Raw genomic sequence first — 15,786 nt, 5'->3', positions numbered from 1 at the left:
TTCAAGCTTGGCGTAACCAATCGATGAACCGAGCGAAAAGTTCCGACTGCGAGTTGATGCCAAGCTTCAGATAGAGATTCTTGCGGTGCATGCGCACGGTTTCAGGCGAGATACCCAGCTCCAACGCAGTGGATTTGACCGAATGGCCACGCAGGATCATGTGTGCGACTTCACGCTCGCGATCGGTCAGCACCTCGCAACCGAAGCTGTCGAATGCAGCCTGCAGGCTGCCGTGCTCCAGTGACACTTTGCCCGGCTCGAGGTTGTGCCGTGCATAGCGGCCCAGCAGTTCGCGCACCACCGGCTCGACCGCGCGAAGCAGGTCGATCTGCTGCGGGCTGAGGTGCGTGCCACTACGCCCCTGGAACAAGCTCAAGGAAAGCTTGCGGCCATCGCACAGGTCGGCGATGTAGTAGCTGTCTTCGCTGCAGCCGGTGCCCAGGTAATAGGTCTTGTAGTAGTCGCTGTCGAAGAAGTTGTCCGGAGCGATGTCCTGCAGATGGTAAAACCCCTCGGCCAGGCCACCCTGCACTGCCAGGCAAAAAGGATCCAGCAGGTAGCCTGCGGCAAAGTAACGACCCAGCACGGCATCGCGATGAACCAGGGGAATCCCTTGCTGGTACAGCAGTTGCGGCGCCTGGCCCTGGCTCTCCAGGCTGATCATCATCGATTCGACCGCAACCAGATGTCCAAGCGCTGCCGCCAGATGCTGCAGGGCGTCGGGCGATTCGCTGTGAACCAATGCGCATTGCAGCGCCGCATGCCATTGCTGCAATGCACCGAGGGTCAAGGTGAGCGGTGTGTCGGGGGAGGCCTGGGTCATGCCCGGCAGTCTAGCCTGCCGGGCTACCCCACGCACAGCCCGTTGCAGGCTGCTCATCGCCCCTGATACAGCCCTTGCGCGGCAAGTTCGCGCGCGGTTTCGAGGATGCACTGACGCAGGGTTTCGACGATCTCGTCGACCTGGGCGTGGGTGACGATCAGCGGCGGCGACATCACGTTCAGGTGCATGATCGGCCGCACCAGCAAACCCCTGGCCTGGGCCTTGCTGTGGATGCGCTCACCAATATTGATCGCATCGTCGAACAGTGCCTTGCTCGCCTTGTCGGCAACGAACTCGACGCAGGCCATCAGCTTCATGCAGCGCACATCGCCTACCAGCGGCAGCTCGCGCAGGCTCTGCAGGCGTTGTTCCAGGTAGCTGCCAACATCCTTGACGTGTTCCAGCAAGCTTTCCCGCTCGATGATCTCGATGTTCTTCAGCGCCGCGGTACAGCACACTGGATGGCCGCTGTAGGTGAACCCGTGGGTGAAGCAGCGTCCCTTGCCCGGCTCGGCGATCACCTGCCAGATACGCTCGGAGAAGATGCACGCACCCAGCGGCAGGTAGGCGGACGTCAGGCCCTTGGCCGTAGTGATGATATCCGGGGTGACACCGAACAGCTCTTCGCTGGCGAAAAAGGTACCCAGGCGTCCGAACGAGGTCACTACTTCGTCGGCGACGAACAGGATGTCGTAGGTCTGGCACAGCTGCCACATGCGCGCGAAGTACCCCTCGGGCGGGATGATCACCCCGCCCGAGCCCATGATGGGTTCGGCGAAGAAGGCTGCGACGTTGTCGGCCCCCAGGGAGAGAATCTTGTCTTCGAACTCGGCGACCAGAAAGTCGAGGAATTCGACTTCGTCCATGTTGTCCGGGGCGCGGTACGGGTTGGGGTTGGAGATGTGGTGGATCAGGTCGTGGGCATAGTCGAATTCAGGTACCCGGTCGGCAGCCTTGTTGCCGATCTGCATGGTCAGGGTGGTCGAGCCGTGGTAGGCGTTATAGCGGGCGATGATGTGTTTTTTGCCCGGCTTGCCGCGGCAGTTCTGGTAGTACTGGATCAGTCGGTAGGCGGTGTCCACGGCAGTCGAGCCGCCTGTGGTAAGGAAGACATGGTCCAGGTCGCCTGGCGCCAGTTGCGCGAGCTTGCGGCACAACTCGATGGCCACGTCGTTGGCCATGTCCGAGAACGGGTTCGAATAGGCAAGTTTGCGCACCTGGTCGGCAATGGCCAAGGCCATTTCCTCGCGCCCCAGGCCAATGTTGGTGCACCACATGCCGCCAACGGCATCGAGGAAGCGGTTGCCTTGGGTATCGCGGATATAGGCGCCTTCGCCTTCGGTGATGTTCAGCGCGCCCTGTTCGCGATGCTCGTCGAACATATGGTAACCGTGCATGTAATGGGCCTTGTCGGCTTCCACCAATGGGTCGTGGGCGATAGCGAATGCGTTGCTTGAGGTGGCCATGGGCAGCTCCTTGGCGAGGATCGTTCGAAAGTGTTCAGAATCCGGTCTTGACCGTGCTCCAGACCCGCGTGATCGCACGCATGTCCTTGGGTGTCTGGGTCTTTTGCGCAAACAGCCGTTCACGGGTCTGGCGTCCGGGTAGATCGCCGGGTCCTGGCGGATATCGGCCTGCACCAGGGCGGTGGCCGCGGCATTGCTGTTTGCGTAGTGGATGTAGTTGGTCACCTTGGCCATGGTCTGTGGCTGCAGCAGGAACTCGATGAAGCGATGGGCGTTGCTGACGTGCGGCGCATCCTTGGGGATGTAGAGGTTGTCGAACCAGATCAGCGAGCCTTCCTTGGGAATGAAGAACGCCAGCTTGATAGCCTTCTTCGCCTCCACCGCACGCGCCTGCGCGGTGGCGTAGTCGCCCGACCAGGTCAAGGCCAGGCACACGTCGCCGTTGGGCAGGCTGGTCAGGTAGTTGACCGAGTCGAACTTGCGGATATAGGGGCGGATGCCCAGCAGTAGCTGCTCGGCGGCCTTGAGATCTGCCGGTGCGGCGCTGCGCGGATCCTTGCCCAGGTACTGCAGGGCCAGTGGAATCACTTCGGTGGGGGCGTCCATCAAAGTCACCCCGCAATCGGCGAAGCGCGAAACAATGGCCGGGTCGAACAACATGGCCAGCGAGCCGATCGGTGCGTCGGGCATGCGCGCCTTGATCTTGTCGACGTTGTAGGTAACGCCGGAGCTGCCCTAGGTGTAGGGCGCCGAGTACTTCAGGCCAGGGTCGTAACCTTGCAGGTTGCTGACCACCTGCTCGTCGAGGTTGTGCCAACTGGGCAGTTGCTGTTTGTCCAGGGTCTGGAATACGCCGGCCTGGATCAGCGGCGGTACCAGCGATGCATTGAGCATGACCAGGTCGTAGCCGGAGCGGCCGGTGAGCAGTTTGGTCTGGACCGTTTCATAGCCATCGAAGGTGTCGTAAACCACTTTGATGCCGGTGGCCTTTTCGAAGTCGGCCAAGGTGGTTTCACCGATGTAGTCAGTCCAGTTGTACAGCCTGAGCGTGTTGCTGCTGTCCCCCTCTGCCGCTGCCTGCACCAGTGCCGTCGAGGACACCAGCAGCAGACCGCCAATCACCTTCAGTGCCTTGCGCATAGCAACTCCATCGTGTGACTGCTCCGGATTGAGCCGATGGAGTCACTATGGGAGGTCTGGCAGGCTGCAGACATACCCCGAATGTGTGGGTGGTCGTTTTTGGGAAGGTCGCAGATGTGTCACTGGTTGATCAGCGTCAGCGTACCGATGTCCAGCAGGCTGAAAAAACCGCTGCTCCAGCCACCGGTATCCAGGTGCCACACGTTGCCCAATACCTTGTGCGTGAGCACCGGGGTGTGGCCGACCAGCAGCGCACGCAGCCCCTGGATGGGTTGGCTATCGCCGCTCTTCAGGCGCCGGCGCGACCATTGGCAGACCTCGCGCACGGCAGGGTCGTCCCTCGTCTGCAGGCAGGCGCGCAGCTCAGCCCAGTCGGCGAACGGACTGTCTGCATGCAGCATGCCGACCAAACCGTGTGCAGTCTGTACTTCGAGCGCGACCGGCAGACGCTCGAACTGCTCGACGAAGCGCGCCTGCTCAGCCTTGGGCAAGTCGAGAAACCAGCCCCCGCCAGCCGCACGGTACATGTCCAGATCAACAAGGCCACCGCGATAGTGGCTGATGGCCAATGCTTCGTGATTGCCCTGCACGGCATGAAACCAGGGTTGCGCCAGCCAGTTCAGGGCCTCTTCGCTGGCCGGGCCCCGGTCGACCAGGTCACCGACACTGAACAGCCGATCGACCTCGGGATCGAATGCCGCCTGCTCGAGCGCGGCCTGCAGGCGTTGGAAGTGCCCGTGGATATCGCCGACCGCCAAGTCGCGCCCTTTGTCGTTGGCAGCTAGCTGCCGAAAACGCGCCATTACATCATTCCTCTGCTGTGTCGCCGGCACCAGGCGTAGAATGGCGCGACAACGACGACCCTAACGCGGAGATGCATCATGCGCTCTACCCTCGCCTGCGCTGCACTGCTGGTGCTGGCATACGACAGCATGGCACAAGGCATCCCGCCCGCGCAGGTCCAGGTAAGCTTCGATCACCCGGAAAAATTCCGCGATGCCAGCCTGAACAGCCCCGGCTATGAGCGCGGCGCCGACCCAGAAGTGATGAAGGTACTCACCCGGCACCTGGAAAAACTTGGCCAGCGCTACCTTCAGCCCGGTCAGCGAGTACACATCGACATCCGCGACATCGACCTGGCCGGCCGCTACGACCCCTGGAACAGTCAGGCCTACAACGTACGTTTCATGCGCGAAATCACCTGGCCGACCATCGACCTCAGCTACACCCTCGTTCAACCCGGCCAGCCCGAGCGCAAGGCCCAGGAACGCGTCAGCGACAAGATGTACCTGAGCCGCCCAGGCCGCGTGGGCAGCAGCGATCGCCTGTATGCCGAGAGGGCCATGCTCGATGACTGGTTCCGCCAGCGCTTCGCTGCACGGCCGGCGCCCTGAGTTTCGCTGGTTAACGGCGGGCGGCTGAGGGTATCCTCTCCCTTTGTATCACCCAAGGAAGGATCCCCGTGAAGTACCTGCTGCTGGCATTCGCCAGCTATGCCTCCTGCTACTACCTGGTTGGTTTGCTGATTCGCGGCAGGCTGGCAGACATCGCCGAAGGGTTGCGCCATCGCCCGGATGCACCGACACCCGGCCAGTACCTGCGTGAGGTCGAACGCCATGCCCGACAGGCGCATCGGCACTACAGCCTGTTCGCAGGCTCGGTACTCGCACTGGCGCTGTGCGCATTGGCGTGGTGGTTGAGCTGAGCGCTCAGAACAGCGACAGGCTCTGCCTGCCCTCGAGCGCCAGCAGATACTGCTTTGCCGGCAACCCGCCAGCAAAGCCTGTCAGGCTGCCCGAGGCACCGATCACCCGATGGCAGGGTGCGATGATCGAGATCGGGTTGCGGCCATTGGCTGCCCCTACCGCACGCACTGCCGTGGGGTTGCCGATCTGTCGGGCGATATCGCTGTAGCTGCGAGTCTGGCCGAAAGGAATGGTCAGCAGCGCCGCCCACACCTGGCGCTGGAATTCCGTGCCATCGAAGTCCAGCGGCAGCTCGAAGCGCTGCCGCTGGCCGGCGAAATACTCGCCTAACTGACGGGCAGCTTCCCGCAGTACGGGCACCTGGTCATCACGGTGCAGTTCGCCAAGGCGCACCCGGTTGGCACGCTCCTCTTCCCATAGCACGGCGGCCAGGCACTCGCCACGGGCGACCAGTGTCAGGGTGCCGACTGGCGATGACATGAGGGTGAAAGCGCTGGACACAGGCAACTCCTGATGCTGGCTGGCGACCCCCGGCACTCTACCTATCGCGCGATCGTGCTGCATCCGCTTTCTTGACGTGCAATGCTCAAACCACGGCCGTCGCTCGCGCCGCGAGGGCGCGGGCCTGCTGCAGGTCGATCCTGGGGATCAATGCCGGGGGGATGCGTGAGCGGGTCGAGAGGTTATGAACGCGGAAACGCTCACCCACCACTTGATGCGCCATCAGGGTCAGTGACGGCAGGATACGGCTTTCCCAATGCTGGTCGAGGCCGCAGGGCGAACGCTTGCCGCCGCTGGTCTCATAAAAGCGCCCTGCCGACTGGTTCAGATCCACGCCGACCAGTAGCACGTCATCGAAGCCCAGGTGGTAGGCCAGTTGCAGGGCCACAAAAGCCACAGTCCGGGCATCGAAGAACCCGTATGACAGGTTCCTGCTGAAACCGATCGAACGCGCCCGCTTGCTCCACAGCGCGCGGTTGCGCGCATAGCGTCCATCACCGAGCCCCAGCCATTCGCTGAACGTTGGCTCCAGAGCCTTGAGCAGCGGGTAGCGCTCGGTGTCGTCAGGCAGGTCGAACAGGTCGAACTGCTCCGGCCACAGCGCCAGTCGCGGACTGGTGTGCAATGCCGTGGCAAAAAGCTCGGGTTGCTGGTTGCAGAAATCCTTGTCGGTGCAAATGTAGAAGAACGGACGCACATCCGTGCCCACCAGCATCGAAATGGAGCCATTCATGGCGATGATCGGGACGCTGGCAAAATCTTCGAGCGGAAAGTCTTTCGCTGACGCACCTGACGCCAGGATCACCACAGGGCCTTTCTGGGTATTGCGACACGCCTCAAAGCTGGAGAACGCCCCGCGTGCAGCCTCTGACTGCGACGGAAGTTGGTTCATGGGTCTGGCCAATGGTGTAGGTCTTTTCAGAATACAGTTGTTCACAATTCTTAAACGGTTTTTTACATAACCCTTACACAGACCCGAGGGGATGGATGTTGTAGGCAAGCGAGGCTGCAGCGCGGGTCGGCATGCACGGCGACATGTTTCCCTGGCAACTGTCTGACCAGCAACACCTGGCCAACAGTTGATTGCCCAAAGGGCGACACCTCCCGCATAAAACAATTTCAAACCATTGATTTTATTGAAATAAAGCCGCTGGCACGGTTTCTGCTCCGGTGAGCTGTGTACACGCACAGTTTCCCGAGGAACCCATGTCCACGCCTGCCGTCTCAGCCTCCTACGACATCCGCCAGCCGGATGCCCATGTCATCCGCGACGATGCCGAAGCCATCGCCGTTGCCCACCAGATCGCCGCGCTGCTGCGCGAAGGCGCTGCCGAGCGTGACCGACGTCGAGAAGTCCCTGCCGATGTGGTCGATGCCTATTCCAACAGCGGTCTGTGGGGCATCACCGTGCCACGTGCCTACGGAGGTGCCGAAGTGTCCTTCGCCACCCTGGCGCAGGTGATCGCCATCGTCTCGGCCGCCGACCCTTCGCTTGGCCAGATTCCACAAAACCACTACTGCCTGCTCGAAGACATTCGCCTGCAAGGCACCGAAGAGCAGCGCCGCTTCTTCTTCGACCTGGTGCTAAAAGGCCATCGCTTTGCCAATGCACTGTCTGAAACCGGTGGCAAGACCGTCCAGGACATCCGTACCCGCCTGGTTGCCGAAGCCGACGGCTACCGCATCGACGGCCGCAAGGGCTACTGCACCGGCTCGCTCTATGCCCACTGGATCGGCGTCCTGGCCCTGGACGAACTGGACCGGGCGCAATTGGCCTTTGTGCCACGTGGCACTCCTGGGCTGGTGGTCGTCGACGACTGGAACAGCATGGGCCAGCGCACCACCTCCAGCGGCACCGTGCTGCTGGACGGATTGCGCGTGCCCGCATTCAACCTGTTCCCCAGCTACCGCTCCTACGAGCACCCTACCCTCGCCGGACCCTTCGCCCAACTGACCACTGCGGCGATTGACGCCGGTATCGGCCGCGCGGCGCTGGACGACACCATTGCCTTCGTACGCGACCATGCCCGTCCGTGGATCGATGCCGGTGTTGAAAAGGCCAGCGAGGATCCGCTCACCATCATTCAGATCGGCTCCCTGGAGATCCGCCAGGAGGCCGCCGAGGCCCTGCTCGAACGCGCCGGCAAGGTGCTGGATGCCGCCAAGCCTGCGCCGAACGAAGACAACGTCGCCGCTGCCTCGGTGGCGGTGGCCAAGGCCAAGGTGCTGACCACGGAGGTGTCGATCGAGGCCAGCAATCGCCTGTTCGAACTGGGCGGGACCCGCTCCTCGTTGCTGCAGCACAACTTTGACCGGCACTGGCGCAATGCCCGGGTGCATACCCTGCACGACCCCGTGCGCTGGAAATACCACTTGGTCGGCAACTGGGCCCTGAACGGTATCCGCCCCACGCGCCACGACTGGAACTGAGGCCGCGCCATGACCAAGCAGATCCGTCTCAATGCCTTCGCCATGAACACGGTCGGGCATCTGTCGCCTGGGCTGTGGCGCCATCCGCGCGACCAGGCGACGCGTTACACCGATATCCACTACTGGATCGAACTGGCCCAGACCCTCGAGCGCGGCTGTATCGACGGCCTGTTCCTCGCCGATGTGCTGGGTGTCTATGACGTCTACGGCGGCAATGCCGACGAAGCGCTGCGCAGCGGCGCCCAGGTACCGTTGAACGACCCCCTGCAATTGGTACCGGCGATGGCCGCAGCCACGCGCCACCTGGGGTTTGGCGTCACCGCCTCGGTGTCGTTCGAGCATCCCTTTCCCTTCGCCCGGCGCATGAGCACCCTCGATCACCTGACCCAGGGCCGTGCCGGCTGGAATATCGTGACCTCCTACCTGTCCAGCGGGGCACGCAACCTTGGCCAGCCCGAACAACTGAGCCATGACCAGCGCTACGCGCTGGCCGAGGAATACCTGCAGGTCTGCTACAAGCTTTGGGAAACCAGCTGGGACGAGGATGCCGTGCGCGCCGATCGTACCAGCGGTGTCTACACCGACCCGAGCAAAGTCCACGGCATCGAGCATGACGGCCCCTACTTCAAGGTTCCGGGGTTCCACCTCAGCGCCCCATCGCCCCAGCGCACACCCGTGCTCTACCAGGCAGGGGCATCCAGCCGAGGACGAGCCTTTGCCGCAGCAAACGCCGAATGCGTGTTCGTTGCCGCACCGAGCAAGACCGTGCTGAAGAAGCAGGTGAGCGATCTACGTGCCGCCGCGGTCGCCGCCGGGCGCAAGGGCTCCGACATCCTGATCCTCGAACAGCTCACGGTGATCGTCGCTGAAACCGACGAGGCCGCGCAGGCCCGTCTGCGCGAGTACCGCGAGTACGCCAGTGCCAGCGGCTCGCTCTCGCTGATGTCGGGCTGGACCGGCATCGATTTCGCTGCCTACAGCCCCGACCAGATTCTTCGCGAGGTGCCCAGCGAAGCCATCCAGTCGGTGGTCGAGGGCTTCACCCGCGCCGACCCGACGCGGACCTGGACCGTTGCCGAGATCGCCGAATACTGCTGCCTGGGTGGCGACGGCCCGCTGCTGGTCGGATCGCCCTCGACCGTCGCCGATCAGTTGCAGGCCTGGGTCGAAGAGACCGACGTGGACGGCTTCAACCTGTCCAGCGTGGTCGTGCCGGAAACCTTCGTTGCCGTGGTCGATCTGTTGGTTCCGGAACTGCAGGCTCGCGGCCTGTTCAAGCGCGAGTACGCCGAAGGCAGCCTGCGCAACAAGCTGTTCGGCCAAGGTGATCGCCTGCGTGCGCCCCATCCGGTGGCTGCGTTGCGCCAGGAGCGTGGGCGATGAATGCACTGTTGGCCAACCTGGACTGGAGTGAAATCGGCCTCGCCTGCCTCGAGACCCTGAGCATGCTTGGCGCCGCACTGGGCTTCACCGTAGCGCTGGGGCTGCCGTTGGGGGTGCTGCTGTTTCTCACCGGGCAACGCCAGCTGCTGGCCAATGCGCCGGCCTATCGGGCCATGTCGGCCGTGGTCAACGTGCTGCGCTCATTGCCGTTCATCATTCTGCTGATCGTGCTGATACCCCTGACCACCTTGGTTGTCGGCACCTCGCTCGGTGTGCGCGGCACCATTCCACCACTGGTGGTGGGCTGTACGCCGTTCTTCGCGCGCCTGGTGGAGACCGCCCTGCGCGAAGTCGACCGTGGCGTGGTCGAGGCCACCCAGGCCATGGGTGGCAGCACCTGGCAGATCATCCGCCACACCCTGCTGCCCGAAGCCCGTACCGGGCTGATCGCCGCCGTCACCGTCACCGCCATCGTGCTGGTCGACTACACGGCGATGGCCGGTGTGATCGGTGGCGGCGGCCTGGGCGACCTGGCCATCCGTTTTGGTTACCAACGCTTCCAGACCGATGTGATGGTCGTCACCGTACTGTTGTTGATCCTGCTGGTGCAGGCCCTGCAGATGAGTGGCGATCGCCTTGTCAGACACTTCACCCGACGTTGATCCCCGACCTTATTCGGAGCATTCCCATGAAGAAAATCCTCGCCACCCTGGCTGCCGTCATCGCCCTCAACGTTCAGGCCAACGAGCACCTGGTCGTCGGTGCCACCCCCGTTCCCCACGCCGAGATCCTCGAGTTCGTAAAACCGGTACTGGCAAAGGAAGGTGTCGACCTGGACATCAAGGTGTTCAATGACTTCATCCAGCCCAACCTGCAGCTTGCGCAGAAGAACCTGGACGCAAACTACTACCAGTACCGTCCCTTCCTCGACGACTTCAACAAGACTCGACACACCGACCTGGTCCCGGTGGTCGGCGTGCACATCGAGCCGTTCGGTGCCTATTCGGCCAAGTACACGAACCTCGCGGAGCTGCCGGACGGTGCCAGCGTGGCCATTCCCAATGACCCGGTGAACACCGGTCGTGCCCTGGTACTGCTGGCCGAGGCCGGGCTGATTGAACTCAAGGACCCCAGCAACCCGCAATCGACCCAGCGCGACATCGTCGCCAACCCGCACAAGTTGAAGATCCGTGAGCTGGAAGGGGCAATGCTGGCGCGCTCGGTGAAACAGGTGGACCTGGCATTCGTGTTCGCCAACTACGCGCTGGAGGCAGGTATCGATACCAGCAGCGCGCTGATCGTCGAAAAAGGCAAGGATCTGTACGTGGAATACCTCGTGGCGCGTCCGGACAATCTCCAGGATCCCGGCATCCAGAAACTGGCCAAAGCGCTGAACTCCCCTGAAGTGCGTCAATTCATCCTGACCCGCTACAAAGGGCAGATCGCGCCTGGCTTCTGACAGCGCAACGTGGGTGCAGGGCATAAAACCTTCCCTGCACCCCGCCCAATCTCCCCTTATTGAAGGGCAACAAGCTGGGCGCGTTGCGCGGGATCAAGGTCATTGATCGAGACGATCCGAAGCGCGCCCTGCACCGCTTCCGCCACTGGCTGCCCAAGGTCAGCCGAGACCTCGTCCGGCAACTTGTACATCGCTCCGGTCAGCGGATCGACGATCAGCATGCCGATAACACCGCCAACAAGATGTTCGCCCAGTACCAACCGTCCACACTCGAGTCGAGTTCGACCTGTCGATCTGGGTACCCCTCCCTCATGAAACGCAACGTGTAGGTTTGGCCGCGAAAATATCCCTCCCCCGACATCAGTGTCACGACCCCAGGGGTGCTGCCGCGATGAACGACCACCCCTGATTTGTTGATGACCTCGAAATTCGCACCCGCCGGGCTGCTCGTGACAGTCACCGGATACTTGGAGTCACTGATGATGCTGGCGCAACCCTGCAGCGCCAGGAGCGCCAGGAGCGCCCCCATGGTTCTGGTTTTGTGAAAGCACACGGAATCGTTCCTCTAGACACTGATCGACATTGACCGAGAAAGGATTCTCCAGGGACGCTTTAGCGATGCATGCCATCCAAATAGCCATTGGCAGTAGGGGCTTTCCCAAAATTGGTTTCCCGCCCGTTGTACGCATTTTTTGACACCCCCTTCACGACATTTTCACGTCGCGGCTGGCACAGTCACCCTACATCCGTGAAATACTTCGCCCGCCCTCCCCAGCGGGCTTTTCTTTGCCTGCAGCATCCCTCGCAGGATGACCACGCTCGCTTCTGATAGAAATGGGCAAGGTTTCAAGAGCCCCCGGCATAGGGACGATCAGCCAATCCACCTAGCATGCTCGCGTACTCCACACACAGGATCGCGATCATGAGTGACAGCAAGACTCTCTTTATTACCGGCGTCAGCAGTGGTTTTGGCAGTGCCCTGGCCCAAGCGGCGCTTGCTGCAGGCCATCGCGTCATCGGCACTGTGCGCAACGACAGCGCGCTGACGGCATTTCAGACCCTGGACAGCGAACGCGCTCACGCGGTGATCCTCGATGTCACCGACTTCGCCCGCATAGACGCGGTGGTTGCACAGGTGCAGGCGCTTCACGGCCCCATTGATGTGCTGGTGAACAACGCAGGCTACGGCCACGAAGGCATCTTCGAGGAATCGCCACTGGAGGAGATGCGCCGCCAGTTCGAGGTCAACGTGTTCGGCGCCGTGGCCATCACCAAGGCCTTCGTCCCGTATTTTCGAGAGCGACGGGCCGGGCACATCATCAACATCACCTCCATGGGCGGCACCATCACGATGCCGGGCATCGCCTACTATTGCTCGAGCAAGTTCGCACTGGAAGGCATTTCCGATACCCTGAGCCAGGAACTTCGCCCGTTTGGCATCGCCGTTACCGCAGTGGCGCCGGGCTCGTTCCGTACCGACTGGGCCGGTCGCTCCATGCAGCGTTCACCGCGCAGCATCGCCGACTATGACCAGAGCTTCGACCCGATTCGCAAGGCGCGCCAGGACAAGAGCGGCAAGCAGCTGGGCGATCCGCGCAAGGCCGCCCAGGCGATCCTGCAGGTCATCGCCAGCCCCAGCCCGCCCGACCACCTGTTGCTGGGCAGCGACGCACTGGGCCTGGTGCGCGACAAGCTGCAGCGCATGAGCAAGGAGATCGATCTATGGCAAGACCTGACCTACTCGACCGATGGTTGAGCGCCAGGCAGAGGACCGGGCAGTGACACGGACCGACACCCGCAGCGCGCGCATGGTGCAGTTGCTCACGCAGCTCGCGCCGGTGGAAGGCTATAACCTCAGCGCGCTGCAAGACGTGCGCTTCCTGCGCTCGAACCGGCCGCTGAGCCATGTGCCGGTGCTCTACGAGCCCGGCATCGTCATCCTCTGCCAAGGCTGCAAGCGCGGCTACCTGGGTGACCAGGTATATGTGTACGACGCTCGGCACTACCTGGTGGTGTCGGTTCCGGTGCCCTTCACCATGGAAACCGATGCCAGCGAACGCGAGCCGATGCTGGCCATCTACATACGCCTGGACCTGCAGCTGGCCAGCGAGCTGACCCTGCAAGTGGATGAACTGCTGGGCAGCAGCAGCGAACCGCCACAGGGCATGTACGCCTCGCCCATGGACGATGCATTGCAGGCCACGACATTGCGCTTTCTTGAAGCCATGGCCATCGCCAGCGACGCACAGATCCTCGGCCCGGCGCTGGTGCGTGAAATCTACTACCGCATCCTCTCTGGCGCGCAGGGCGGCTCGCTGCGGGCGGCGTTGGCTCGGCACGGCCATTTCGCCAAGGTGACCCGCGCCCTGCGCACCATTCACAGCCGCTACCGGGAGCATCTGGACGTAGAGTCGTTGGCCCGCGAGGCCAGCATGAGCGTGCCCAGTTTCCATCGGCACTTTCGTAGCGTGACCAACACTTCGCCCATGCAGTACCTGAAGTCGGCCCGCCTGCACCAGGCACGCCTGCTGATGTTGCACGACGCCCTGAGCGCATCGGCAGCCGCCTTCAGCGTCGGCTACGAGAGCCCCTCGCAGTTCAGCCGCGAGTTCAAGCGCTTCTTCGGCCGTACGCCCCAGGCCGAGATCGACTGGATGAAGGCAACCTATGCACTGCCCGCCCCCACTGGCTCCCCCGTGTATGTTTCGTCCCATTGAGCAAGGCGCGACTATCGGCCGCTGTCCCGCGTGCGTGACTGCAATGGCTACTTCCCCAGGCGCGCTGAGGTCTCAACCTTGGCCTGACTGTTCGCAAGCCTCACGCAGCCGCGCCATGGCATCCGGCGCCATGGGCGCGGTCATCATTGATCGGTAGGTCCTGCACGCATCGCTCTGCTGGCGCTCAGGGCGCAGCTGCAAGGGGCTGCTGGAGCAACCCACGAGTGTGGCCAGCAGGGCCAGTGCGAACCATGGCTTCATATCATTGCTCCACTGTCTGGTGTCGGACGGATGATAAGCCATGTTTCAGAGATGCACGGGTGTCCATGATTCGGATCAGCCTGTCCCGGTTCAGGAGCTATTCCCCTCCCGCCGCCCCCACCAGAATATCGGCTCCTTCCCCGTTCGGATTCACCACATGCCTAAGTTCCTGACCTCGGACGCAGTTTCCCTGCACTACAACGACTGGGGCCATGGCCGCCCCGTGGTGTTGATCCATGGCTGGCCGATGTCGTCTGCCAGCTGGGATTACCATGCCACCCGCCTGGCCGAGTCCGGTTACCGCGTAATCAGTTATGACCGCCGCGGTTTCGGGCGCTCCGACCAGCCCTGGAGCGGCTATGACTACGACACCCTCAGCAACGACCTCGCGCAACTGATCGAGCACCTGAACCTGCACGATGTGACACTGGTGGGGTATTCGATGGGTAGCGGCGAAGTGGCGCGTTACCTGACCCGCCACGGCGACCGTCGAATCGCAGCGGCCGTGCTGCTGGCCGGGGTGACACCGCAGCTGGCCAGCTCGCCAGGCAACCCCGACGGTATGCCGTTGGCAGCCTTCGACGGCTTGATGCAGGCGTTGCGTCAGGATCGACAGCGCTTCTTTGGCGACTATGCGCAGGCCTCGTTCTCGGAGCCGGGGCTGCGTGACTGGTATCTGGCCCAGACCTACCAGTCCTCTGAGCGTGCTATCGCAGCCTGCGCCCAAGCCTGGTACGCCACCGATTTTCGCCAGGACCTGGCTGGAATCAAGGTGCCGACCTTGATCCTGCATGGCGCCCGCGATGACAGCGCCCCAGCCGCGACCACCGGCCGGCTGGCAGCGCAGATGATCGGGCATTCGCAATACCTCGAATATCCCGAAGCCGGCCATTACCTGCTGATCGAGCAAAAGGACGCCGTGCTCCACGATCTGCTGGCGTTCCTTGCGGGCGACAGGTCAATCGGCTGAGAACCCATGGCCGAGTATCTGATCGGGGAAGGCTTCGCACAGATAGTCGATGAACGCCGTAACTTTGCGACTAACCAACCGACGCGAGGCATGCAGGGCCCATAGCTCGATAGGCCTGTCAGGCATGCGTCCCCAGATCGACAGCTTTGCCAGTTGCTCGTCGCGCTGCAGCAAGGATCGGGGGATCAACGCAGCCCCCGCGCCGGCGAGCACTGCATCACGGATCATGATCAACGATGACAGGCGCAGGCGCACGTCCGGCATCACCGTGCCCAGGGTGTCACCGTCTTGGTAGTGCCAGGGACCCTTATCGAACCGGTTGGCCAACGCCACGGCAGGTACTTCGGCGATCTCGCCGTCGCAGCTTGCGCTAGGCCGAGGCAAGGCTGCCGGTGCTACCAGCAGCATGTCATCGCGGGCAAAGCAGCGCCCCACCAGCAGCGCGTCCGCTTTTGGATTGACGCGAATCACCACGTCGTAACCATCCTCGACCAAGTCGACATTGCGATCCTCGGCAGTGATATCGAGACGTACCTGCGGGTATCGCAGGGCGAAACCTGCCGCGAGGCGGCCGACCAGCGTGTGGGAGAACAGTACCGGCGCACTGACCCGCAAGTAGCCGCGCGGGCTGGTCTGCCCTGCCGAGACCAACTCGCCCGCCTCGAGGATATCGCCCAGCAAGCCATGGGTGCGCTCGTGCAACACCTGCCCTTCCTCGGTCAGACGCAACGACCGTGCCCCGCGCTCCAGAAGCCGAACGCCCAAGCTTTGCTCGAGGTCCATGACACGCCGCGAAAGCGTGGCCTTGGGACGTCCACTGAAGCGACTGGCCTTGCCGAAGCCGCCATGGGCCGCCACAAGATTGAAGTCCGCCAAGGCTGAAAGGTCCATGATCGATCCATTTATGAGACATTAAGTCCAAATATCAGA

General features: G+C 62.6%; 17 protein-coding genes and 1 pseudogene. 9 read left to right on the top strand and 9 right to left on the bottom strand.

Translation table 11 applies throughout. From position 1 onward, the window contains the following. Position 1 precedes the first annotated feature (1 nt). From APH44_RS03870 to APH44_RS03855, 4 genes and pseudogenes are all read right to left on the bottom strand, one after another. Positions 2–823 carry a helix-turn-helix transcriptional regulator gene (locus tag APH44_RS03870; RefSeq protein ID WP_054891378.1) on the bottom strand — a complete coding sequence of 274 codons (822 nt, stop codon included), beginning with the start codon at positions 821–823 and terminating at the stop codon, positions 2–4. A gap of 53 nt (positions 824–876) precedes the next feature. Further along, the gene (locus tag APH44_RS03865; protein ID WP_054891377.1) at positions 877–2,289 is read right to left on the bottom strand and encodes an aminotransferase; all 1,413 of its coding nucleotides are present in this window, start codon (positions 2,287–2,289) and stop codon (positions 877–879) included. Between the two features lie 34 nt (positions 2,290–2,323). Continuing rightward, positions 2,324–3,429, bottom strand: a pseudogene (locus APH44_RS03860) (polyamine ABC transporter substrate-binding protein). A 119-nt stretch (positions 3,430–3,548) separates the two neighbouring features. Continuing rightward, on the bottom strand, positions 3,549–4,232 hold the full coding sequence (locus tag APH44_RS03855; RefSeq protein WP_054891376.1) for a metallophosphoesterase: 684 nt from the start codon (positions 4,230–4,232) through the stop codon (positions 3,549–3,551). Positions 4,233–4,310: 78 nt separating this feature from the next. Here APH44_RS03855 and APH44_RS03850 point away from each other — a divergent pair, with 78 nt between their 5' ends. Both APH44_RS03850 and APH44_RS03845 read left to right on the top strand, forming a co-directional pair. Next, on the top strand, positions 4,311–4,823 hold the full coding sequence (locus tag APH44_RS03850; RefSeq protein ID WP_054891375.1) for a DUF3016 domain-containing protein: 513 nt from the start codon (positions 4,311–4,313) through the stop codon (positions 4,821–4,823). Between the two features lie 68 nt (positions 4,824–4,891). Then, complete coding sequence (locus APH44_RS03845; RefSeq protein WP_054891374.1) at positions 4,892–5,134, top strand: hypothetical protein; 243 nt, start codon at positions 4,892–4,894, stop codon at positions 5,132–5,134. Between the two features lie 4 nt (positions 5,135–5,138). Here APH44_RS03845 and APH44_RS03840 read toward each other — a convergent pair whose 3' ends face one another. Then, positions 5,139–5,636: a methylated-DNA--[protein]-cysteine S-methyltransferase gene (locus tag APH44_RS03840; protein ID WP_054891373.1), complete on the bottom strand. Its 498-nt coding sequence runs from the start codon at positions 5,634–5,636 to the stop codon at positions 5,139–5,141. Positions 5,637–5,721: 85 nt separating this feature from the next. Then, on the bottom strand, positions 5,722–6,528 hold the full coding sequence (locus APH44_RS03835; protein ID WP_054891372.1) for a hypothetical protein: 807 nt from the start codon (positions 6,526–6,528) through the stop codon (positions 5,722–5,724). Between the two features lie 314 nt (positions 6,529–6,842). On the opposite strand from APH44_RS03835, the gene APH44_RS03830 reads away from it, so the two are divergent. Genes APH44_RS03830 through APH44_RS03815 form a run of 4 tightly spaced genes read left to right on the top strand, consistent with a single transcriptional unit; the run spans position 6,843 to position 10,908 of the window. Continuing rightward, positions 6,843–8,066: an SfnB family sulfur acquisition oxidoreductase gene (locus tag APH44_RS03830; protein ID WP_054891371.1), complete on the top strand. Its 1,224-nt coding sequence runs from the start codon at positions 6,843–6,845 to the stop codon at positions 8,064–8,066. A gap of 9 nt (positions 8,067–8,075) precedes the next feature. Then, the gene (locus APH44_RS03825; protein ID WP_054891370.1) at positions 8,076–9,449 is read left to right on the top strand and encodes an LLM class flavin-dependent oxidoreductase; all 1,374 of its coding nucleotides are present in this window, start codon (positions 8,076–8,078) and stop codon (positions 9,447–9,449) included. After that, on the top strand, positions 9,446–10,111 hold the full coding sequence (locus APH44_RS03820) for a methionine ABC transporter permease (RefSeq protein WP_054891369.1): 666 nt from the start codon (positions 9,446–9,448) through the stop codon (positions 10,109–10,111). Before APH44_RS03825 ends, APH44_RS03820 begins: the two co-directional genes overlap by 4 nt. Positions 10,112–10,137: 26 nt before the next feature. Further along, positions 10,138–10,908: a MetQ/NlpA family ABC transporter substrate-binding protein gene (locus APH44_RS03815; protein ID WP_054891368.1), complete on the top strand. Its 771-nt coding sequence runs from the start codon at positions 10,138–10,140 to the stop codon at positions 10,906–10,908. A gap of 56 nt (positions 10,909–10,964) precedes the next feature. On the opposite strand, the gene APH44_RS30310 is transcribed toward APH44_RS03815, so the two are convergent. Continuing rightward, on the bottom strand, positions 10,965–11,129 hold the full coding sequence (locus tag APH44_RS30310) for a hypothetical protein (RefSeq protein WP_256216353.1): 165 nt from the start codon (positions 11,127–11,129) through the stop codon (positions 10,965–10,967). Between the two features lie 701 nt (positions 11,130–11,830). On the opposite strand from APH44_RS30310, the gene APH44_RS03805 reads away from it, so the two are divergent. Beyond that, entirely contained in the window at positions 11,831–12,664 is an 834-nt protein-coding gene (locus tag APH44_RS03805; RefSeq protein ID WP_054891367.1) for an oxidoreductase, read from the top strand. A 52-nt stretch (positions 12,665–12,716) separates the two neighbouring features. Continuing rightward, positions 12,717–13,625, top strand: a complete 909-nt coding sequence (locus tag APH44_RS03800) for an AraC family transcriptional regulator (RefSeq protein ID WP_177339337.1) — start codon at positions 12,717–12,719, stop codon at positions 13,623–13,625. A gap of 72 nt (positions 13,626–13,697) precedes the next feature. Here APH44_RS03800 and APH44_RS03795 read toward each other — a convergent pair whose 3' ends face one another. Next, positions 13,698–13,886 carry a hypothetical protein gene (locus APH44_RS03795; RefSeq protein ID WP_054891366.1) on the bottom strand — a complete coding sequence of 63 codons (189 nt, stop codon included), beginning with the start codon at positions 13,884–13,886 and terminating at the stop codon, positions 13,698–13,700. Positions 13,887–14,043: 157 nt separating this feature from the next. On the opposite strand from APH44_RS03795, the gene APH44_RS03790 reads away from it, so the two are divergent. After that, complete coding sequence (locus APH44_RS03790; RefSeq protein WP_054891365.1) at positions 14,044–14,856, top strand: alpha/beta fold hydrolase; 813 nt, start codon at positions 14,044–14,046, stop codon at positions 14,854–14,856. On the opposite strand, the gene APH44_RS03785 is transcribed toward APH44_RS03790, so the two are convergent. Continuing rightward, on the bottom strand, positions 14,845–15,747 hold the full coding sequence (locus APH44_RS03785) for a LysR substrate-binding domain-containing protein (RefSeq protein WP_054891364.1): 903 nt from the start codon (positions 15,745–15,747) through the stop codon (positions 14,845–14,847). The two genes, APH44_RS03790 and APH44_RS03785, sit on opposite strands and share 12 nt — an antisense overlap. Positions 15,748–15,786 lie beyond the last annotated feature (39 nt).

The organism is Pseudomonas sp. NBRC 111143, assembly GCF_001320965.1.
Lineage (GTDB): Bacteria > Pseudomonadota > Gammaproteobacteria > Pseudomonadales > Pseudomonadaceae > Aquipseudomonas > Aquipseudomonas machongensis.
This window is presented reverse-complemented; position numbering and strand designations above follow the sequence as displayed.